This window comes from Arthrobacter sp. TMN-50, assembly GCF_054511125.1.
Window position 1 is genome coordinate 75,471 of sequence record NZ_JBTNDG010000006.1, and the last position, 16,377, is coordinate 91,847.

Below are 16,377 nucleotides of genomic sequence, written 5' to 3' on the forward strand. Positions count from 1 at the left end.
GAGGGCCGCGTGAGGAACATTTGTCGGTTCCCAGCCGCCTAACGAGTATCGGGTGGGGGACTGAGGCAAGATAGGACTGTGGCCAGAACTTCGGATAACACCAGCATCGAGCTCCCTGCCGGCCAGACGCCGGTCGATTCCCTGCGGGAGGAATACGACACTTTGGCGGAGGAGGTGCGCCGGCACCGGTTCGCCTACTACAACGAGAACGCGCCCACGATCTCCGACGCGGAGTTCGATGAGCTGTTCCGGCGGTTGGAGAAGATCGAGGCCCTGCATCCGGAGTTGGTCGCCAACGATTCGCCCACTCAGGAGGTCGGCGGTGACGCTTCCTCGGCGTTCGCCGCCGTCGACCACCTGCAACGCATGTACAGCCTGGAGGACGTCTTCTCGCTGGATGAACTGGACGTCTGGGTCAGCAGGGCTGCAGCGAGCGTGGAGTCCGTCAGCCCGGGCAGCACCATCAAGTGGTTGACCGAGCTGAAGATCGACGGTCTGGCCGTCAACCTGCTGTACCGGAACGGCGAACTGGTGCGGGCGGCGACCCGCGGCGACGGCGCCACCGGTGAGGACATCACCCACAACGTCCTCACCATCGAATCCATCCCCAGGACCCTCGCCGGGACGGGCCATCCCGCCGAGATGGAGGTGCGCGGCGAGGTGTTCTTCCCGTCCGCCGCGTTTACCCAACTCAACGAGCGGATGGTCGCTGCGGGTAAGGCGCCGTTCGCCAACCCCCGCAACGCCGCAGCGGGATCCCTGCGTCAGAAGGACCCGGCGCTGACGGCGGAGCGCCCCCTGGACATGTACGTGCACGGAATCGGCGTCCGCGAAGGCCTCGCGGCCCGGTCCCAGTCCGAAACCTACGGTCTGTTGAAGAAGTGGGGCCTGCCCACCTCGCCCTACTACAGGGTGCTCGACGACGCGCCGGCGGTGGTTGACTTCATTGAGCACTACGGCAAGCACCGGCATGACCTGTTCCATGAGATCGACGGGATCGTCGTCAAGGTGGACGACTTCGCCCTGCAGCGGGCGCTGGGCCACACCTCACGGGTGCCCCGTTGGTCGGTGGCCTTCAAATACCCGCCGGAAGAGGTTAATACCCGGCTGCTGGATATCCGGGTGAACGTGGGCCGCACCGGCCGGGTCACCCCGTTCGGGATGATGGAGCCGGTCAAGGTGGCCGGTTCCACAGTCGAGATGGCCACCCTGCACAATCAGGATGTGGTGAAGGCCAAGGGTGTCCTGATCGGCGACATGGTGGTGCTCCGCAAGGCCGGCGACGTCATCCCGGAAATCGTGGGCCCCGTCGTCGCGCTGCGTGATGGAACCGAACGCGAATTCGTGATGCCCACCGAGTGCCCCTCCTGCGGAACGCCCCTGGCGCCGGCGAAGGAGGGCGACGTCGACATTCGCTGCCCCAACGCCCGGTCCTGCCCTTCGCAGCTGCGGGAACGGGTCTTCCACCTGGCCGGCCGGGGCGGGTTCGACATCGAGGCCCTGGGCTGGGAGGCGGCGATCGCTCTGACCCAGCCCGCCGAACCTGACGAACCGCCGCTGACGTCCGAGGCACAGCTGTTCGATCTCACCCCCGAGGCGCTCGCCGACGTGCGGATCCTCCGCGACAAGCGGGTCAAGGGCGAGGTGACGGGCAAGGAACTGGTGCCCTACTTCTACACCAAGGGCACCGCCAAAAAGGCTTCCGAGCCCAGCGCCAACACCCGCCGCCTGTTCGCCGAGCTGGAGAAGGCCAAACAGCAGCCGCTCTGGCGGGTCCTGGTCGCCCTTTCCGTCAGGCATGTTGGCCCCACCGCCTCACGTGCCCTCGCCACTGCGTTCGGATCGATGGAACGGATCCGTGCGGCGTCCGAGAAGGAGTTGGCGAACGTCGACGGCGTCGGCCCCACCATCGCTGCGGCCCTTACTGAATGGTTCGCCGAGGACTGGCACCGGGAGATCGTCGATGCCTGGGCGGCGGCCGGCGTCAGGATGGAGGACGACGTCGACACCTCCATGCCGCGCACGCTGGAGGGGGTGACCGTCGTCGTCACCGGGTCGCTGGAACACTACAGCCGCGATGAGGCGAAGGAGGCGATCATCCAGCGGGGCGGTAAGGCGTCCGGGTCGGTATCGAAGAACACCCACTATGTGGTGGCCGGAGAGAATGCCGGCACCAAGTTGGATAAGGCCGAGGCGCTCGGGCTAACCGTGCTGGACGAGGACGGCTTCACTCAACTCCTGACGGAGGGCCCCGGGTGAGCGGGCTGGCGTCGGAATTGCTGCACCTGGCGAAACAGGCGGCCGCCGCGGGGGCCGACGTGCTGGCGCGGCGCAGCGTCGAATCGCTCGGGGCGCAGACCAAGAGTTCGGATAGTGACTGGGTGACGGTGTTCGACCTGGCCGCCGAACGGGCTGTGCGGGACGTTATTTCCCGGTCACGTCCCCACGACGTGATCACCGGCGAGGAGCTGGGAACCTCCATTCCTGACCGGGCCTCGGGTGCCGGGCGGGTGCGGTGGTCCATCGATCCGCTGGACGGCACCACGAACTTCATTCGCAACATCGTCTACTACTGCACCTCGGTTGCGGCCATGGACGCCGACGGCCAATGGCTCGCCGGGGTGGTGCACGCCCCAGCGCTGGACCGGGTGTACTGGGCGGCCAAGGGGCAGGGCGCCTGGGTACGGGACCACGGCCGGGTGACCAGGCTCGACGGGCCCGACGTCGGACGAAAGGGAGCGTTGTTTGGCACTGGTTTCAGTTACGACCCTGTTGCCCGGACCCAGCAGGTCCGGGAATTAGGTGGGCTGATGGAGGGCTTCGGTGACGTCCGGCGGATTGGGTCGGCGGCACTTGACTTGTGCATGGTCGCCGACGGCACCCTCGACGGGTACGCGGAACGTGGCCTCAACGAACACGACTGGGCCGCCGGTGCGCTGATCGCCGAGGAGGCAGGCGCCACGGTGCTCCGCCCGAACCTCACCTCGGCGCTCGCCGGGGGACCGGGTGAGGGCGAGCGGTTTGCTGCCGTGACGATCGCCGGAGCCCCCGGCCTCGTGCCGCGAGCGACGAAGGTGGCCGCGGCTTCCACTGGGGGTGCCGAATGACTGCGAGCTGGCAAAGAGTCTTTTCAACACTTTCGACACCCCGGTTGCGGGAACTCTATGCCGCTGCAGTGCTGGGACATGGCGCGGATGCCTCGGCCAGGGAGCTAGACAAACTTGCGACTGCCGGGCTGCTGTGTGCCGATGGCACGGTCAATGCGGACCTGTTTCAGGCGGTCCTCGGCGCTGCGGCGCGGGATAAGCCGCAGGGAATCGACCGTTTCTTTGCCAACGGGCATCTGGACGGGCTGCCGCGCAATCCTGCCGACCGCCGCGCGGTTCTTGAGCATCTAACCAAGCGGTTAATCCCGGCGGACCAGGAATTGTCGGAGCGCGAGGTGAACCTGGTGCTAGCGACGGTGACCCGGGACGTCCCAACCCTGCGGCGGGCCATGGTGGATTACGGCCATCTTGACCGTCACCCGGACGGCACCGGATACCGTCGGGCCTGAAACCTGAAGGCCGACGTCGTCAGCTGTCGTGGGGTGCGTCAGGATCTTCGGGGGCCTGGTCGCGTCGCTCCTCGATGAGTTCCTTGGTGCGCACCAATCGAAGCAGCGTTACAAGGAGGAGTCCGCCGAGCATGTTGAAAGCCAGGGTGTACCCAAACCAGCCGAGCCATTCCAGATAAGTAATGTCGGCCCCGGAATGAATCGCGGCGAAAATGAGCAGCGAGTCCAGGATCGAGTGGAACAACTGCAGGCCGGCCAGTAGAAACCCGCCGATGACAGTCGCCACGATCTTGGCGACATCGTTACTGGTGCCTTGCTGCATCCGGCTCATCAGGGTGATGGTGCTGCCGCCGAGCACGGCCAGGGTAACGACCTGCATGGAGAAGGGAGCATCAACGAAATGGTGGGCACTTTCGCTGACTGTCCCCGTCCATTCAGGGAAGGCCTGCATCACTATCCAGACGAAGATCCAGCCGCCGACGAGGTTCGCTACGAGGGTGCCGCCCCAGAGCTTTGCCAGTTGGAGCAGACTGCCTTCTTTAGCGACAACGGCAGCCACCGGCATCAGGAAGTTTTCGGTGAAGAGTTCGCTGTGGGCCAGGAAGAGGGCAACGAGGCCCACGCTGAAAGCGAGCCCGGCGAGCAGATGATTATCAGTCTCATGCAGCACCGCGAGGTAGGCCATGATGCCCAACCCGATTTCGATACCCCCGAACAGGCCGGTGACCAGAATGTTCCTGAAGGTGCGGTGCAGCCGCTCGGCGCCTTCTTCAACCGTGTTATCGAAGGACTCCTTCAGCTCATCCTCGACGGGGGCGTCGGTTTCCCCTAATTCTCGCCTGCGTGCTTCACTCATGACGCCCTCTCCCGCGCTTCATTGCGGGAGGCGGAGCCCTCCCCGATTGGCGCTAGTGGTTACGCGAAATGGTAGCAATAGGGGAGGAGAACTGGCGCGTGCGATTCTTCCCGATCGCGCCTGCGGCTCGATCGTACTGCAGCTGGCAGCGAGAGTCCCCGCCCAGTCGGGCGGCTGAGACGTGACAGGGAGCAGTGCCGTGTGGCGCAGGACCGGGGCGTAAAGCAGAATTGGAAGATAAGCTCCGACGTCGTACCCCACCCGTTTTCCCGATGAGGACTTGATGACCCCCCACGCTCCAGCCAACCTGACGATCCGCCCCGTAGCGGAAGCCGACTACGACGACGTCCGCCGCATCACCTGCGCAGCCTACCTGGAGGCGGGGTACTTCGAGGCCGCCGACCACCCGTACATGAGGGTGCTGGCCGACGTCGAACACCGTGCCGAGCACGCCGAGATCTGGGTGGCCGAACGTGACGGGGTGGTGGTTGCCTCGGTGGCCATCACGTTCGAGGGGCAGCGGTACACCGACATCGCCGTCGCCGGTGAACTGGAGTTCAGGATGCTCGCCGTCGACCCTGCACTACAGCGCGGCGGGGTGGGCCGGATCATGGTGGAGGCGATCATCGAGCATGCCCGGTCCCTGAACGGCATCTCGGCCGTCAGCCTGACCAGCGGTTCCGACATGACCCGTGCCCACGCCCTGTACCGTTCGCTGGGATTTGAGCGGCAGCCCGAACGGGACTGGTGGGTAAGCGACGAGGAGATCCTGCTTTGGGTGTTCCGGCTGGCGCTCTAACTGCACCGGCGCGACGGTCTTATGGGCGCAGCACAACCTTGCCCTTGCGGCCCGCAACGAAGTTGGCCTTCGACGCTTCCTGCACCTGATCGAACGAGTAGCTGGCCTCGATCGGGAAGGAAAGGGTGCCATCTTTCACCCGCAGCAGGAGTTCGCTGAATAGCTCGCCGCGACGGTGAGGCGGCAACTCGCGCATCACCGTGCTGCCCCAGAAGCCCTTGACCGTCAGGTTCTTGAAGATGATCGCCCCGGAGTTGAGCGTCATGGTGCTTCCGCCCATTGCCCCGAACACCACGAGCGTTGCGTTCTCGCCAAGCTGGGAGAGGATATCGTTGCTTGCCTCACCGCCCACCGAATCAATGCCCGCGACGATCCTCGCGCCGCCGGTAAGCTCGGCGATCCGGTCCTGCCAGCCCTCATGCTCGGTCGAAACAATCCGTTCGATACCCTGCGCGGCTAGTTCAGCGACTCCCGCGTCACGGCGCACGAGGCCGACGACGTTGATGCCGCGGCTCGGAGCAAGCTGGGCCAGCAACCGACCAACAGCGCCGTTGGCGGCATTCTGGATGATCCAGTCGCCCTCGGTGAGGTTGAGCCAGTCGAGGAGGGCGAGTGCCGAGAACGGCATGGCGACCAACTGTGAGGCGACGTCGTCGGGAGCCTCATCATCAACGGGAATCAGGCCCTGAGCCTGGGCGATGAAGTACTCAGCCCACACTCCGAAGGTCCCACCGGTGGCGACCCGCTGGCCTACGGTGAGGTGGTCGACGCCGTCGCCCAGCACGTCGATGACCCCGACGGCCTCGCTACCCGCCTGGGCGGGAAGCTCGGGTTTGAAGCCGTAGGTTCCACGAACCGTCCAGAGGTCGTGGTTATGGATGGGCGACAAGAGCGTGCGGACGCGAACCTGACCGGGGCCGGGCTCGGGAGTCGCAACATCATCCACCCGAAGTACATCCCAGGGTTCCCCAAAAGTGTGCTGCCGAATAGCGCGCATAGTTGCCTTCTTTCTGCTCCAAGTGGTTACTCGGAAGGCAACCGAAAGGCAGGGTGCGGTATTCCTGTCCCGGGGTTGTGAGAAGGTCGGTGGGTCTGCCGGTGTGGTGCGGATAGCGTCGTCATGAGGAAGAGGAGAAACGATGAGCGATGTGCCAGAGGGTGTCGAAACGCCAGAGGTGATGATCGACCTGGACGTTCTGAAGCGCAATATCGACGGGATGGCCTACGTGATGCGTGAGAAAAGAATTGACCTTCGCCCGCATGTAAAAACCCATAAGCTCCCGCAGATCGCCGCACTCCAGATCGCAGCGGGTGCTGTGGGGCTGACAGTGGCGACGATCGGGGAGGCCGAAGTTTTTGTGGAGCATGGTGCAACTGACGTCTTCATCGCTTACCCGTTGTGGGTCACTTCTCACCACGCCAGCCGTCTGGTGCGGCTCAGCTCTGCGGCCCGCGTCGCGGTCGGTGCGGATTCGGTTGAGTCCGCACGGGTCATGGGCACGGCCCTGGCGGAGGGCGCCGACCGGATCGAGGTCCTGGTGGAGATTGACAGCGGTCATCATCGCAGCGGCGTCAGCCCAGCCCGGGCCGTGGAGGTCGCCCGTGCTGCGGCCAGCGTCGGACTGCGGATGACGGGGGTCTTCACCTTCCCCGGTCACAGCTATGCGCCGGGGATGCCCGTTCGCGCAGCCGGGCAGGAACAGCAGGCGCTCGCCGAAGCCACCGATCTGCTGGAGACTGCGGGGTTCAATATCACCCGCATCAGTGGCGGATCCACTCCGACGGCTGTCCTCACCGGTCCGTCGGCAGCAACAGAGGCCCGGCCCGGAGTGTATGTTTTTGGCGACGCCCAGCAGCTGGAACTCGAACGGTGCACCCTCGACGGTATTGCCCTGACGATCGCGTCGACTGTTGTCAGCAGGCATGAGGGCGAGGGCGATACGCCACGTCGGTTGGTCCTTGACGCGGGCAGCAAGGTGGTCGGCAGCGACCGTCCGGCCTGGGCGACGGGGTTTGGACGTCTGATGGACCATCCCGAAGCTCGGGTTACAGCACTCTCCGAGCACCACGCCACAGTCGTCTGGCCGGATGACCTCCCCTTGCCAGCCCTGGGGGAGCGATTGAGGGTAATTCCCAACCACGTGTGCCTGACCATGAACCTTGTCGATGAGGTCACGGTGATCAGCGGCGGCGTCGTCGTCGACCATTGGAGTGTCGCAGCGCGCGGCAGGAACAAATGAGAGTGACAGACCCGGTCATATGCAGCGTGGACTCCTGGGCGTAGCCTGTGCCTACCGGACTTAGGACAGGAATGCTGATGACAGCCAAGGCACGGGCGGGTTCGTCTTCAGCGCTGGTGATCCTCCTCCTGGGGACAGTAAACCTCGCGGCGCCGGGACAGGCGCAGGAACCGGAGCGGACATCGTGGGGTGCGCCGCTCGTCGTCGTCACTGATCCCTTGGAGATTGATGCTCGCGGATATGTCGAAGATTACGCGCTGCCGGTCGACGAAGCGGCGGACCGCCTAAGCCACCATGAGGACCTGTCGGCGCTGCTGGGACGGATCAGTACGTTTGCCGGACCTCGATTAGCGGGAGTATTCCTGCGGCATGAGCCCGAGTTTGGTGGTGTTGTGAGGCTGACGGGGGAGGAGCCCCTCTCCGGGTTGGATGCCGTCCGCGGCGATCCGCTGTGGCCGATCGTCGTAATCGAGTACGGGGCCGAGTACTCGATGCTGGAGCTGGTGAAGGCGATTGAGGACACTCCCTGGGAAGAGATCTCCCCGACCATTCAGGGTGTCTACTTCGATGCGGTCACCGCTGAGATCGTGGTGGACGTCATTGGTGGAGCGGATGACGGAGTCACCTTGGCTCGTGCGCTTGCAAGCCAACCCCAGCTCCGGGACTTGCCGGTGCGGATCAACGTCGTCGGAGCCCCGCTGTTGGATTCGTCAGGAATAGCGGGGATTCTCCCTGAGGGTGAGCGATGACCCGTTCCGCTGTCAGGTGCCGTCGGGGTAATACTGGCTGCTGTTGCCATACTCCGGGTCGAGCGGTGACCGGAGCGCCTGGTGTTCTTCCGGGTAGTCGACGCAGGCGGTTGCCGCGAAGAGGACGAGGGCGTCGGGAACGAGTTGTGTTCACACCTCTTTGGTTTCGAATCTTTGTTCGAGAGATTTATCCACATAGGCTCATGAAACCCGAAACTGTCGGCGGGGTTTGGGACAATTGAGGTATGGACGGAAGGACAGCTCCAGCGTTGGCCCGGAAGGGATACACCCTCCCTCGGACGGCTCCGCGCGGCGCTCCTGGCCCGAAAGACGGCACTGAATCGGGTGGCGGAGGTGCGGGATGCGGGACCGCGGTGGTGGGTTCGACGCAGGCGGTGGCTGTGGCCCTTAGAGCGCTGAAGCTGGCTACGACGTCCGCCGGGTTGATTGATCAGCTTCGCGGCCTGGAGGACGTGAAGTCCGCTATCGCTGGGGTGCAAGCCCGGATTGTTGTGGCTGTTGATCTGGTCGAACGTGCTGCCCAGACCGACGCCGGGATACCCGTCGCGGAACAGGGCAAGGCGGAGCAGGGCAAGAGTATTGGCGTGCAGGTCGCGTTGGCTCGGCGGGAGTCCCCGTCCCGCGGCAGCCGGCTGCTGGGGTTGGCCCGGGCGCTGGTGACGGAAATGCCGCACACCCTCGCAGCTTTGGAGGCCGGCGAGCTCAATGAGTGGCGGGCGACCCTGCTGGTGAAGGAAACCGCGTGCCTGTCCAGCGCCGACCGGACCGCCGTCGACGAAGAACTCGCAGCCGACGCGGGGACGTTCACCGGGTGCGGGGACAAGACGATCATCGCGGCCGCCCGGGCTGCGGCGTACCGCCGGGATCCACGTTCGGTGGTGAACCGGGCAGCCCACGCCGCCAATGAGCGGTACGTGAGTCTCCGGCCGGCACCAGACACCATGGCATACCTGACCGCCCTGTTACCAGTGAAGAACGCCGTCGCCGCCTACGCGGCGTTGACCCGGCACGCCGATACCGCCCGGGCGGCCGGAGACACCCGGTCTAAAGGTCAGCTGATGGCGGACACCCTGGTCGAACGGATCACCGGTGTCGCCGGAGGGATAACCCGGGTTGAGGTGCAGGTCATCATGACCGACCGTGCCCTGTTCCAGGGCGATAGCGAACCAGCCAGGATCCCCGGGTACGGCATCGTCCCGTCCTCCTGGGCCAGGGACCTCCTCCACCCTGATCCCACCCAGCCCAATTACGACGTGTGGGTACGGCGCCTCTACACCGCCCCCGCAACCGGGGACCTCGTGGCGATGGACGCCAGAGCCCGGTTCTTCACGCGGGCGCAACGCCGATTCATTAGCGCCCGGGATGACACCTGCCGCACCCCGTATTGTGATGCACCGATCCGGCACTACGACCACATCGTCCCGTGGAATCGGGGCGGGCGTACCTCGATCGCCAACGGGGCGGGGCTCTGCGAAGCGTGCAACCACACCAAAGAAACCCCCGGCTGGACAGCCCAACCACGCCCCGGACCAGGACCGGGGTCCCGACATACCTTCCGGATGACCACCCCCACCGGCCACACCTACCACTCCACCGCACCACCCCTCCCCGGAACTGGGACCGCATCCGGACCAGTATCCGGACCAGAGTCGGCCCACAGGGAAGGTCCACCCAGACTGGGTAGGCCACGCCGTCGGGCCAGCCGTCCACACGTCTGAACCGCACTGTTCCCGTTCCGGCCCGAATCGGTCGGGGCGTGCACCGCACGTAGACTGGAATCAAACACCAATTCACTGACCATGGGAGATTTATGGCTGAGATCAACCGTGAGGACGTTGCGCACCTGGCGCGGCTAGCCCACATCGATATGAGCGCCGACGAGCTGGACCGGATGGCTGGCGAGCTGGCTGTCATTGTCGACTCAATCAAGCGGGTCAGCGAGGCAGCAGGCGACGACATCCCCGCCACCAGCCACCCCATTCCGCTGAGCAACGTGTACCGCGAGGACGTGATTGGCGAAACCCTCAGCAACGAGGAAGCCCTCTCCGGTGCCCCCGATAACGCCGACGGACGCTTCAAGGTCCCTGCAATCCTGGACGGGGAATAACCCATGACTGAACTCATTCGGCTCAGCGCCGCGGCGCTTGCGCAGAAACTTGCCGACAGAGAAATCTCGGCGGTCGAAGCCACCCAGGCCCACCTCGATCGAATTGCCCACGTCGACGGCGGCGCCGACGGCGTCCACGCCTTCCTGCACGTCAACACTGACGAAGCGCTCACCGTCGCAGCCGGAGTCGATAAAGCCCGCGCCAACTCGGAGCACCTCCACCCGCTGGCTGGTGTTCCGATTGCGGTCAAGGACCTGATTGTCACCAAGGGTCAGCCCACCACCGCTGGCTCGAAGATCCTTGAAGGCTGGCATAGCCCATACGACGCCACGGTGATTCGCCGTCTCCGCGCCGCGGGCATGCCCATCCTCGGCAAGACCAACCTGGACGAATTCGCTATGGGTTCCTCCACCGAGCATTCCGCCTATGGACCCACCCGCAACCCGTGGGATCTGGACCGCATTCCGGGCGGATCGGGCGGTGGCTCGGCTGCCGCCGTCGCCGCTTTCGAAGCGCCGCTCGCCCTGGGCACCGACACCGGCGGCTCCATCCGTCAGCCCGGTGCTGTCACTGGAACCGTCGGAGTGAAGCCCACTTACGGGGGAGTCTCCCGGTACGGCGCCATTGCGATGGCGTCCTCGCTGGACCAGATTGGCCCCGTCTCGCGGACCGTCCTTGACTCGGCGCTGCTGCACGAGGTTATTGGCGGTCACGATCCGAACGATTCCACCTCCCTCACCGATCCCCTCGGCGCGCTCGTCGAGGCCGCCCGGCTGGGCAACGTCGAGGGGATGCGCATCGGCGTCATCAAGGAACTGCAGGGCGAGGGCTACCAGGCCGGCGTCCTGACCCGCTTCCAGGAGTCACTGAACCTGCTGAGCGGTGCGGGCGCAGAAATCGTTGAGGTGTCGTGCCCGAACTTCGACTACGCGCTGGGCGCCTACTACCTGATCATGCCGTCCGAGGCGTCGTCGAACCTTGCCAAGTACGATGGCGTCCGGTTCGGCCTGCGGGTAGTGCCCGATGGTGCCCCCACCATCGAACGTGTCATGAGCGCCACCCGTGCCGCAGGGTTCGGTGACGAGGTCAAACGCCGGATCATCCTCGGCACCTACGCGCTGAGCGCTGGCTACTATGACGCCTACTACGGCTCGGCGCAGAAGGTCCGCACCCTGATCCAGCGCGACTTTGAGGCTGCGTTCACGCAGGCTGACGTACTGATTTCCCCGACGGCGCCGACGACGGCGTTCAAGCTGGGGGAGAAGCTCGACGACCCGCTGGCCATGTACCTGAACGACGTCGCTACGATCCCCGCGAACATGGCCGGCGTACCCGGGCTGTCCCTGCCGGGCGGCCTCGCAGACGAGGACGGGCTGCCCGTCGGGATCCAGTTGCTGGCTCCGGCTCGCCAGGACGCCCGGCTATACCGGGTAGGAGCGGTACTGGAATCGTTGCTCGAAGCCAACTGGGGCGGTCCGTTGCTGGACCGCGCCCCGGTGCTGCGACCTAAGGGCGCTGCCGACCGCATGGAGACTAGCACTGCAGGAGGAACCAACTGATGAGCATGGCAACGGAAGACATCCTGACCTTCGATGACGCCCTCAACAAGTACGATCCGGTACTGGGCTTCGAGGTCCACGTTGAGTTGAACACCCAGACCAAGATGTTCTCTTCGGCGCCCAATGCATTCGGTGACACCCCCAACACCAACGTCACCCCGGTGGACCTGGGCCTGCCCGGCGTGCTGCCGGTGGTGAACCGGGTGGCCGTCGAGTCGTCGATCAAGATTGGGTTGGCGCTGGGCTGCAAGATCGCCGAGAAGTGTTACTTCGCCCGGAAGAACTACTTTTACCCGGATACTCCGAAGAACTTCCAGACGTCCCAGTATGAGGATCCGATCGCCTACGACGGGTCCATCGACATCGAGCTCGCCGACGGCACCGTGTTCACCATCGAAATTGAGCGCGCCCATATGGAGGAGGACGCCGGGAAGCTGACCCATATGGGTGGCTCCACGGGCCGCATCCAGGGTGCCGAGTTCTCTCTGGTGGACTACAACCGTGCCGGCGTTCCCCTGGTGGAAATCGTGACGAAACCGATCGTCGGGGCAGGCGCCCGTGCTCCCGAACTGGCGAAGGCCTACGTGGCGGCGATCCGAGAGATCGTGAAGAACCTCGGCGTGTCTGACGCCCGGATGGAGCGCGGCAACGTCCGCTGCGACGCCAACGTCTCCCTCAAACCCAAGGGGCAGGAGAAGTTCGGCACCCGCACCGAAACTAAGAACGTGAACTCGCTGCGCGCCGTCGAGCACGCGGTCAGGTACGAGATCCAGCGCCACGCTGCGGTGCTGGATTCCGGGACGGCCATCGTCCAGGAAACCCGTCACTGGCACGAGGACACCCGGTCGACGACGTCCGGGCGGCCCAAGTCCGATGCCGACGACTACCGCTACTTCCCGGAACCCGATCTGGTGCCCATCGTCACCACGGAGGACTGGATCGAGCGGCTCCGCTCGGAACTGCCCGAGCCGCCGGCCGAACGCCGCAAACGGCTGCAGCAGGACTGGGGCTACTCCGACGCCGAGTTCCGCGACGTCGTCAACGCCGGAGTGATGTCCTCAATCGAGGACACCATCGCCGCCGGGGTCAAACCCGCCGTCGCCCGCAAATGGTGGATGGGCGAGATTTCCCGCCGCGCGAAGGTGGCCGACGTCGAGCCGTCCGAGCTGGGTGTCACCCCCGAGCTGATCGTCGAGCTGAACTCGCTGATCGAGTCGGGGAAGATCAACGACAAGCTCTCCCGGGAGGTGCTCGACGGTGTCCTCGCCGGTGAAGGCACCCCCACCGAGGTGGTTGAGGCCCGCGGGCTGGCGGTCGTGTCCGACGACGGCCCGCTGCTCGAGGCCATCGACGCCGCACTGGCCGCCCAACCCGACGTGGCGGACAAGATCCGTGGCGGCAAGGTGCAGGCTGTCGGCGCGATCGTGGGCGGGGTCATGAAGACGACCCGCGGCCAAGCCGACGCGGGCCGGGTGCGGGAACTGATCCTGCAGCGCCTCGGCGTCGAGGGCTAGTCGCTCAGATCGCCCGACAGGTGAGCAACCTGGACCAGAGGGGGTAACATTTCCCTCCGAGCGGTCCGGGTTGCTCACCGTTTCTGATGGAAAGGACCACCCGTGGCGAACAGGCCGCCCGCCGAGGTGCAGATCACCACTGACCTGGTCCGTGGCCTCCTCCGTGCTCAGCACCCGGACCTCGCTGACCTGTCGCTCGAACCGGTCGCCGAGGGCTGGGATAGCGTGATCTTCCGGCTCGGCGAGGATTTGGCGGTCAGGCTGCCCCGCCGGCAGAACTCCGCCGAACTTGCCTTGAACGAACAACGCTGGCTCCCGCAACTATTGGCTGACGCCGGCCCGCGGGCATCGTCGCAGCAGTCACCGTTGCGCGTCGCCTCTGCGCCGGTCCGGACGGGGGCACCGTCGCCGTCGTTCCCCTGGCACTGGAGCATCACGGCCTGGGCGGACGGTACAGTCGCCACCCAGGTCCCCGTCGCGGACCGGACTTCCGCGGCTGAGGATCTCGCCGACTTCGTGCTGGCCTTCCAGCAGCCGGCTCCGGCAGCCGCTCCTCGAAACGCGGTACGCGGCGGAGCGCTCAGCGGACGCGACCAGGCCGTCCAGCAGCGACTCGACGCCCTGCCGCTGCTCACAGCCGAACCCTTGCGGACCCTGTGGGAGGAACTTCGCGATCAGCAAGCGTGGGACGGACCGGCCCTGTGGCTGCATGGTGACCTCCACGCGGCAAATCTGGTGCTCGGTCCCGGACAGAAGCTGACGGCGGTCCTCGACTTCGGCGACCTCACCGGCGGCGACCCCGCCACGGACCTCGCCGCCGCCTGGTTGGTCTTCGACCGACACGGCCGCCGGGTCTTCCAAAACCGGATCAACATTGTCCGCCCCACGTCGGATGCCACCTGGCAGCGTGCCCGTGGCTGGGCGCTGTGCATGGGGGCGGCGCTGATGGCGGACTCCACCGACGATCCGGTATTCAGCGCAATGGGCCAGCAGGTGCTGCACTCGGTCCTGGTTGACCACGGGACGCGGCTCGCCGGCGGTATCCGCTGACATGGCGCAGTGGACCCACCTATCGCGTGTGCAAACCGAGGGCGACAACCACATCATGGAAGACGCCTGCGGGTATCGGGGCAACGCCGCCTGGATGATTGACGGAGCCACCTCCCTTCTTGAAGAGATCGACCTGCCGGGCGCCTCCAACCCGTCGTGGTACGCGCAGGTCCTCAACCTGGCGTTGGCCGAGAGCGTCGGTCCCGCCGACCCCCGCGCTGTACTCGCCGCCGCCCTGACCAGTGTTGATGCCCTGGGCCAGCGGCTGGTGGGCGACCGGTCGCATCGGTTCCCCAGTGCCGCAGTGTCGCTGGTGACGGCCGACGACGACGGCGTCCGGGTCCTCAGCCTCGCCGATTGTCACATCGTGGCGCGCCGGTACGACGGGAGTTGGCTGCACGTGGGGACCCCCATCAGCGAGCCGACCGGAACGATTACCGACCACCGGCAGGCACGACGCGACCGCAACACCGAAGATGGTGTGTGGGTGGCACGACGGGAACCCGAGGCGGCGGAGCGCGCGCACCTGGTAGAGGTAGGCCTGGCGCACACCGTGGTGCTGGCGTCGGATGGGGCCTGGCGGGCCGTCGATCTGGGCCTGGTCTCGGGGCCCGAAGCTTTTCTCGAAGCGGTCAGCACCCCTGAAGGAGCGCAGGAGCTCATGTTGACTCTGCGTGTCACCCAACACGAGATTGGCGAGGCGGCCGACGATGCCTCGGTCATGTGCCTTGCCCTGCGGGACGGCGAATGATCCCCGGTCCGACCCGGCCCGGCTGATACGCTGGCGGAGGTGTCACCGCACCAGGATGACTGAACTGCACGCGCAGGGGCGTACCACGCTGACCCACCGCGTGCGGGTGGAAGGAAACCCCAGCAGTGAAGGCGCTCTACAAGTCCGGGCCACACCCCGGTTTCGAATTGGTTAACCGACCTGAACCCACACCGGGCCTCGGCGAGGTCAAGATCCGCGTGATGACCACCGGGATCTGTGGCACCGATCTTCATATCGAATCCTGGGACCAGTGGGCCGCAGGGATCATCAACGCCCCCCTGATCCCCGGGCATGAGTTCTACGGTGAAGTGGTTGAACTCGGGACGGGCGTGCGGGACGTCAAGGTCGGGGACAGGGTCTCCGGCGAAGGCCACATTGTCTGCGGAACCTGCCGGAATTGCCGTGCAGGTCGCCGCCAAATGTGCATCAGGACCGCCAGCGTCGGTGTGCAACGCGACGGCGCGTTCGCCGAGTTTGTGGTGATCCCCGAACCCAACGTCTGGGTCCACCCCGCAGGAATTACCCCTGAACTGGGCGCCATTTTCGACCCGTTCGGCAACGCCGTCCACACCGCGCTGAGCTTCCCGCTCGTCGGCGAGGACGTGCTGATCACTGGCGCGGGGCCGATCGGACTGATGGCGGCCGCCGTCGCCCGCCACGCCGGGGCCCGCTACATTGCCGTCACCGACGTCTTCCAGCCGCGGTTGGACCTGGCCCTCACCATCGGTGCCGATCTGGCCGTTAACGTGAGCGCCACCCGGATCGCTGACGCCCAGCGGCAGCTCGGGATGCGGGAGGGGTTCGACGTCGGCATGGAGATGTCTGGTCACCCCACCGCTCTGCCCGAAATGATTGACAACATGAACCATGGCGGCAGGATCGCGATGCTCGGGCTGCCCTCGGCCGACATCACCATCGACTGGGCCAAGGTGGTCACCCACATGCTCACCCTCAAGGGCATTTACGGACGCGAAATGTTCGAAACCTGGTACGCCATGAGCGCGATGCTGCAGTCCAACCCAGTCCTGCAGCAGGCGATTTCCAGCGTGGTCACCGATACGCTCCCCGCGGCGCAGTGGCAGCAGGGGTTCAATACCGCTCGCAACGGGGCCAGCGGCAAAGTAGTCCTCGACTGGACCGGATTCTAAGGGGC

The 16,377-nt window shown here is 65.6% G+C and carries 15 protein-coding genes; 13 read left to right on the plus strand and 2 right to left on the minus strand.

What is annotated here, in order from left to right:
* Positions 1-78: 78 nt before the first annotated feature.
* The 3 genes from ligA to ACX80A_RS09405 are packed head-to-tail and all read left to right on the plus strand — an operon-like array spanning position 79 to position 3,556.
* The gene (gene ligA / locus ACX80A_RS09395) at positions 79-2,259 is read left to right on the plus strand and encodes an NAD-dependent DNA ligase LigA (RefSeq protein ID WP_459259439.1); all 2,181 of its coding nucleotides are present in this window, start codon (positions 79-81) and stop codon (positions 2,257-2,259) included.
* Positions 2,256-3,107 carry an inositol monophosphatase family protein gene (locus ACX80A_RS09400; RefSeq protein WP_459259440.1) on the plus strand — a complete coding sequence of 284 codons (852 nt, stop codon included), beginning with the start codon at positions 2,256-2,258 and terminating at the stop codon, positions 3,105-3,107. The genes ligA and ACX80A_RS09400 overlap by 4 nt, the downstream gene beginning before the upstream one ends.
* A 44-nt stretch (positions 3,108-3,151) precedes the next feature.
* Positions 3,152-3,556: a DUF2087 domain-containing protein gene (locus ACX80A_RS09405; RefSeq protein ID WP_459259441.1), complete on the plus strand. Its 405-nt coding sequence runs from the start codon at positions 3,152-3,154 to the stop codon at positions 3,554-3,556.
* A gap of 19 nt (positions 3,557-3,575) precedes the next feature.
* Here the strand turns inward: ACX80A_RS09405 and ACX80A_RS09410 are convergent, their stop codons facing one another.
* Positions 3,576-4,412, minus strand: a complete 837-nt coding sequence (locus ACX80A_RS09410; RefSeq protein WP_459259442.1) for a formate/nitrite transporter family protein — start codon at positions 4,410-4,412, stop codon at positions 3,576-3,578.
* A gap of 283 nt (positions 4,413-4,695) precedes the next feature.
* On the opposite strand from ACX80A_RS09410, the gene ACX80A_RS09415 reads away from it, so the two are divergent.
* On the plus strand, positions 4,696-5,211 hold the full coding sequence (locus tag ACX80A_RS09415) for a GNAT family N-acetyltransferase (protein WP_459259443.1): 516 nt from the start codon (positions 4,696-4,698) through the stop codon (positions 5,209-5,211).
* A gap of 19 nt (positions 5,212-5,230) precedes the next feature.
* On the opposite strand, the gene ACX80A_RS09420 is transcribed toward ACX80A_RS09415, so the two are convergent.
* A complete protein-coding gene (locus ACX80A_RS09420; RefSeq protein WP_459259444.1) occupies positions 5,231-6,208 on the minus strand; it encodes a zinc-binding dehydrogenase in 978 nt (325 codons plus the stop codon).
* 142 nt (positions 6,209-6,350) lie between these two features.
* On the opposite strand from ACX80A_RS09420, the gene ACX80A_RS09425 reads away from it, so the two are divergent.
* The 9 genes from ACX80A_RS09425 to tdh all read left to right on the plus strand — a co-directional run bounded on the left by ACX80A_RS09425 (position 6,351) and on the right by tdh (position 16,372).
* Positions 6,351-7,451, plus strand: coding sequence for an alanine racemase (locus ACX80A_RS09425; protein ID WP_459259445.1), 1,101 nt, complete (start codon positions 6,351-6,353; stop codon positions 7,449-7,451).
* 77 nt (positions 7,452-7,528) lie between these two features.
* Positions 7,529-8,200, plus strand: coding sequence for a hypothetical protein (locus ACX80A_RS09430; RefSeq protein ID WP_459259446.1), 672 nt, complete (start codon positions 7,529-7,531; stop codon positions 8,198-8,200).
* 245 nt (positions 8,201-8,445) lie between these two features.
* Positions 8,446-9,939, plus strand: a complete 1,494-nt coding sequence (locus ACX80A_RS09435) for an HNH endonuclease (RefSeq protein WP_459259447.1) — start codon at positions 8,446-8,448, stop codon at positions 9,937-9,939.
* A 92-nt stretch (positions 9,940-10,031) separates the two neighbouring features.
* Positions 10,032-10,328: an Asp-tRNA(Asn)/Glu-tRNA(Gln) amidotransferase subunit GatC gene (gene gatC, locus ACX80A_RS09440; RefSeq protein WP_459259448.1), complete on the plus strand. Its 297-nt coding sequence runs from the start codon at positions 10,032-10,034 to the stop codon at positions 10,326-10,328.
* Between the two features lie 3 nt (positions 10,329-10,331).
* Entirely contained in the window at positions 10,332-11,888 is a 1,557-nt protein-coding gene (gatA, locus tag ACX80A_RS09445) for an Asp-tRNA(Asn)/Glu-tRNA(Gln) amidotransferase subunit GatA (protein WP_459259449.1), read from the plus strand.
* Positions 11,889-11,893: 5 nt separating this feature from the next.
* The gene (gene gatB, locus ACX80A_RS09450; RefSeq protein ID WP_459259523.1) at positions 11,894-13,402 is read left to right on the plus strand and encodes an Asp-tRNA(Asn)/Glu-tRNA(Gln) amidotransferase subunit GatB; all 1,509 of its coding nucleotides are present in this window, start codon (positions 11,894-11,896) and stop codon (positions 13,400-13,402) included.
* Between the two features lie 102 nt (positions 13,403-13,504).
* The gene (locus ACX80A_RS09455) at positions 13,505-14,452 is read left to right on the plus strand and encodes an aminoglycoside phosphotransferase family protein (protein WP_459259450.1); all 948 of its coding nucleotides are present in this window, start codon (positions 13,505-13,507) and stop codon (positions 14,450-14,452) included.
* A gap of 1 nt (position 14,453) precedes the next feature.
* Positions 14,454-15,203: a hypothetical protein gene (locus ACX80A_RS09460; protein WP_459259451.1), complete on the plus strand. Its 750-nt coding sequence runs from the start codon at positions 14,454-14,456 to the stop codon at positions 15,201-15,203.
* Between the two features lie 125 nt (positions 15,204-15,328).
* Positions 15,329-16,372 carry an L-threonine 3-dehydrogenase gene (tdh, locus tag ACX80A_RS09465; RefSeq protein ID WP_459259452.1) on the plus strand — a complete coding sequence of 348 codons (1,044 nt, stop codon included), beginning with the start codon at positions 15,329-15,331 and terminating at the stop codon, positions 16,370-16,372.
* Positions 16,373-16,377 lie beyond the last annotated feature (5 nt).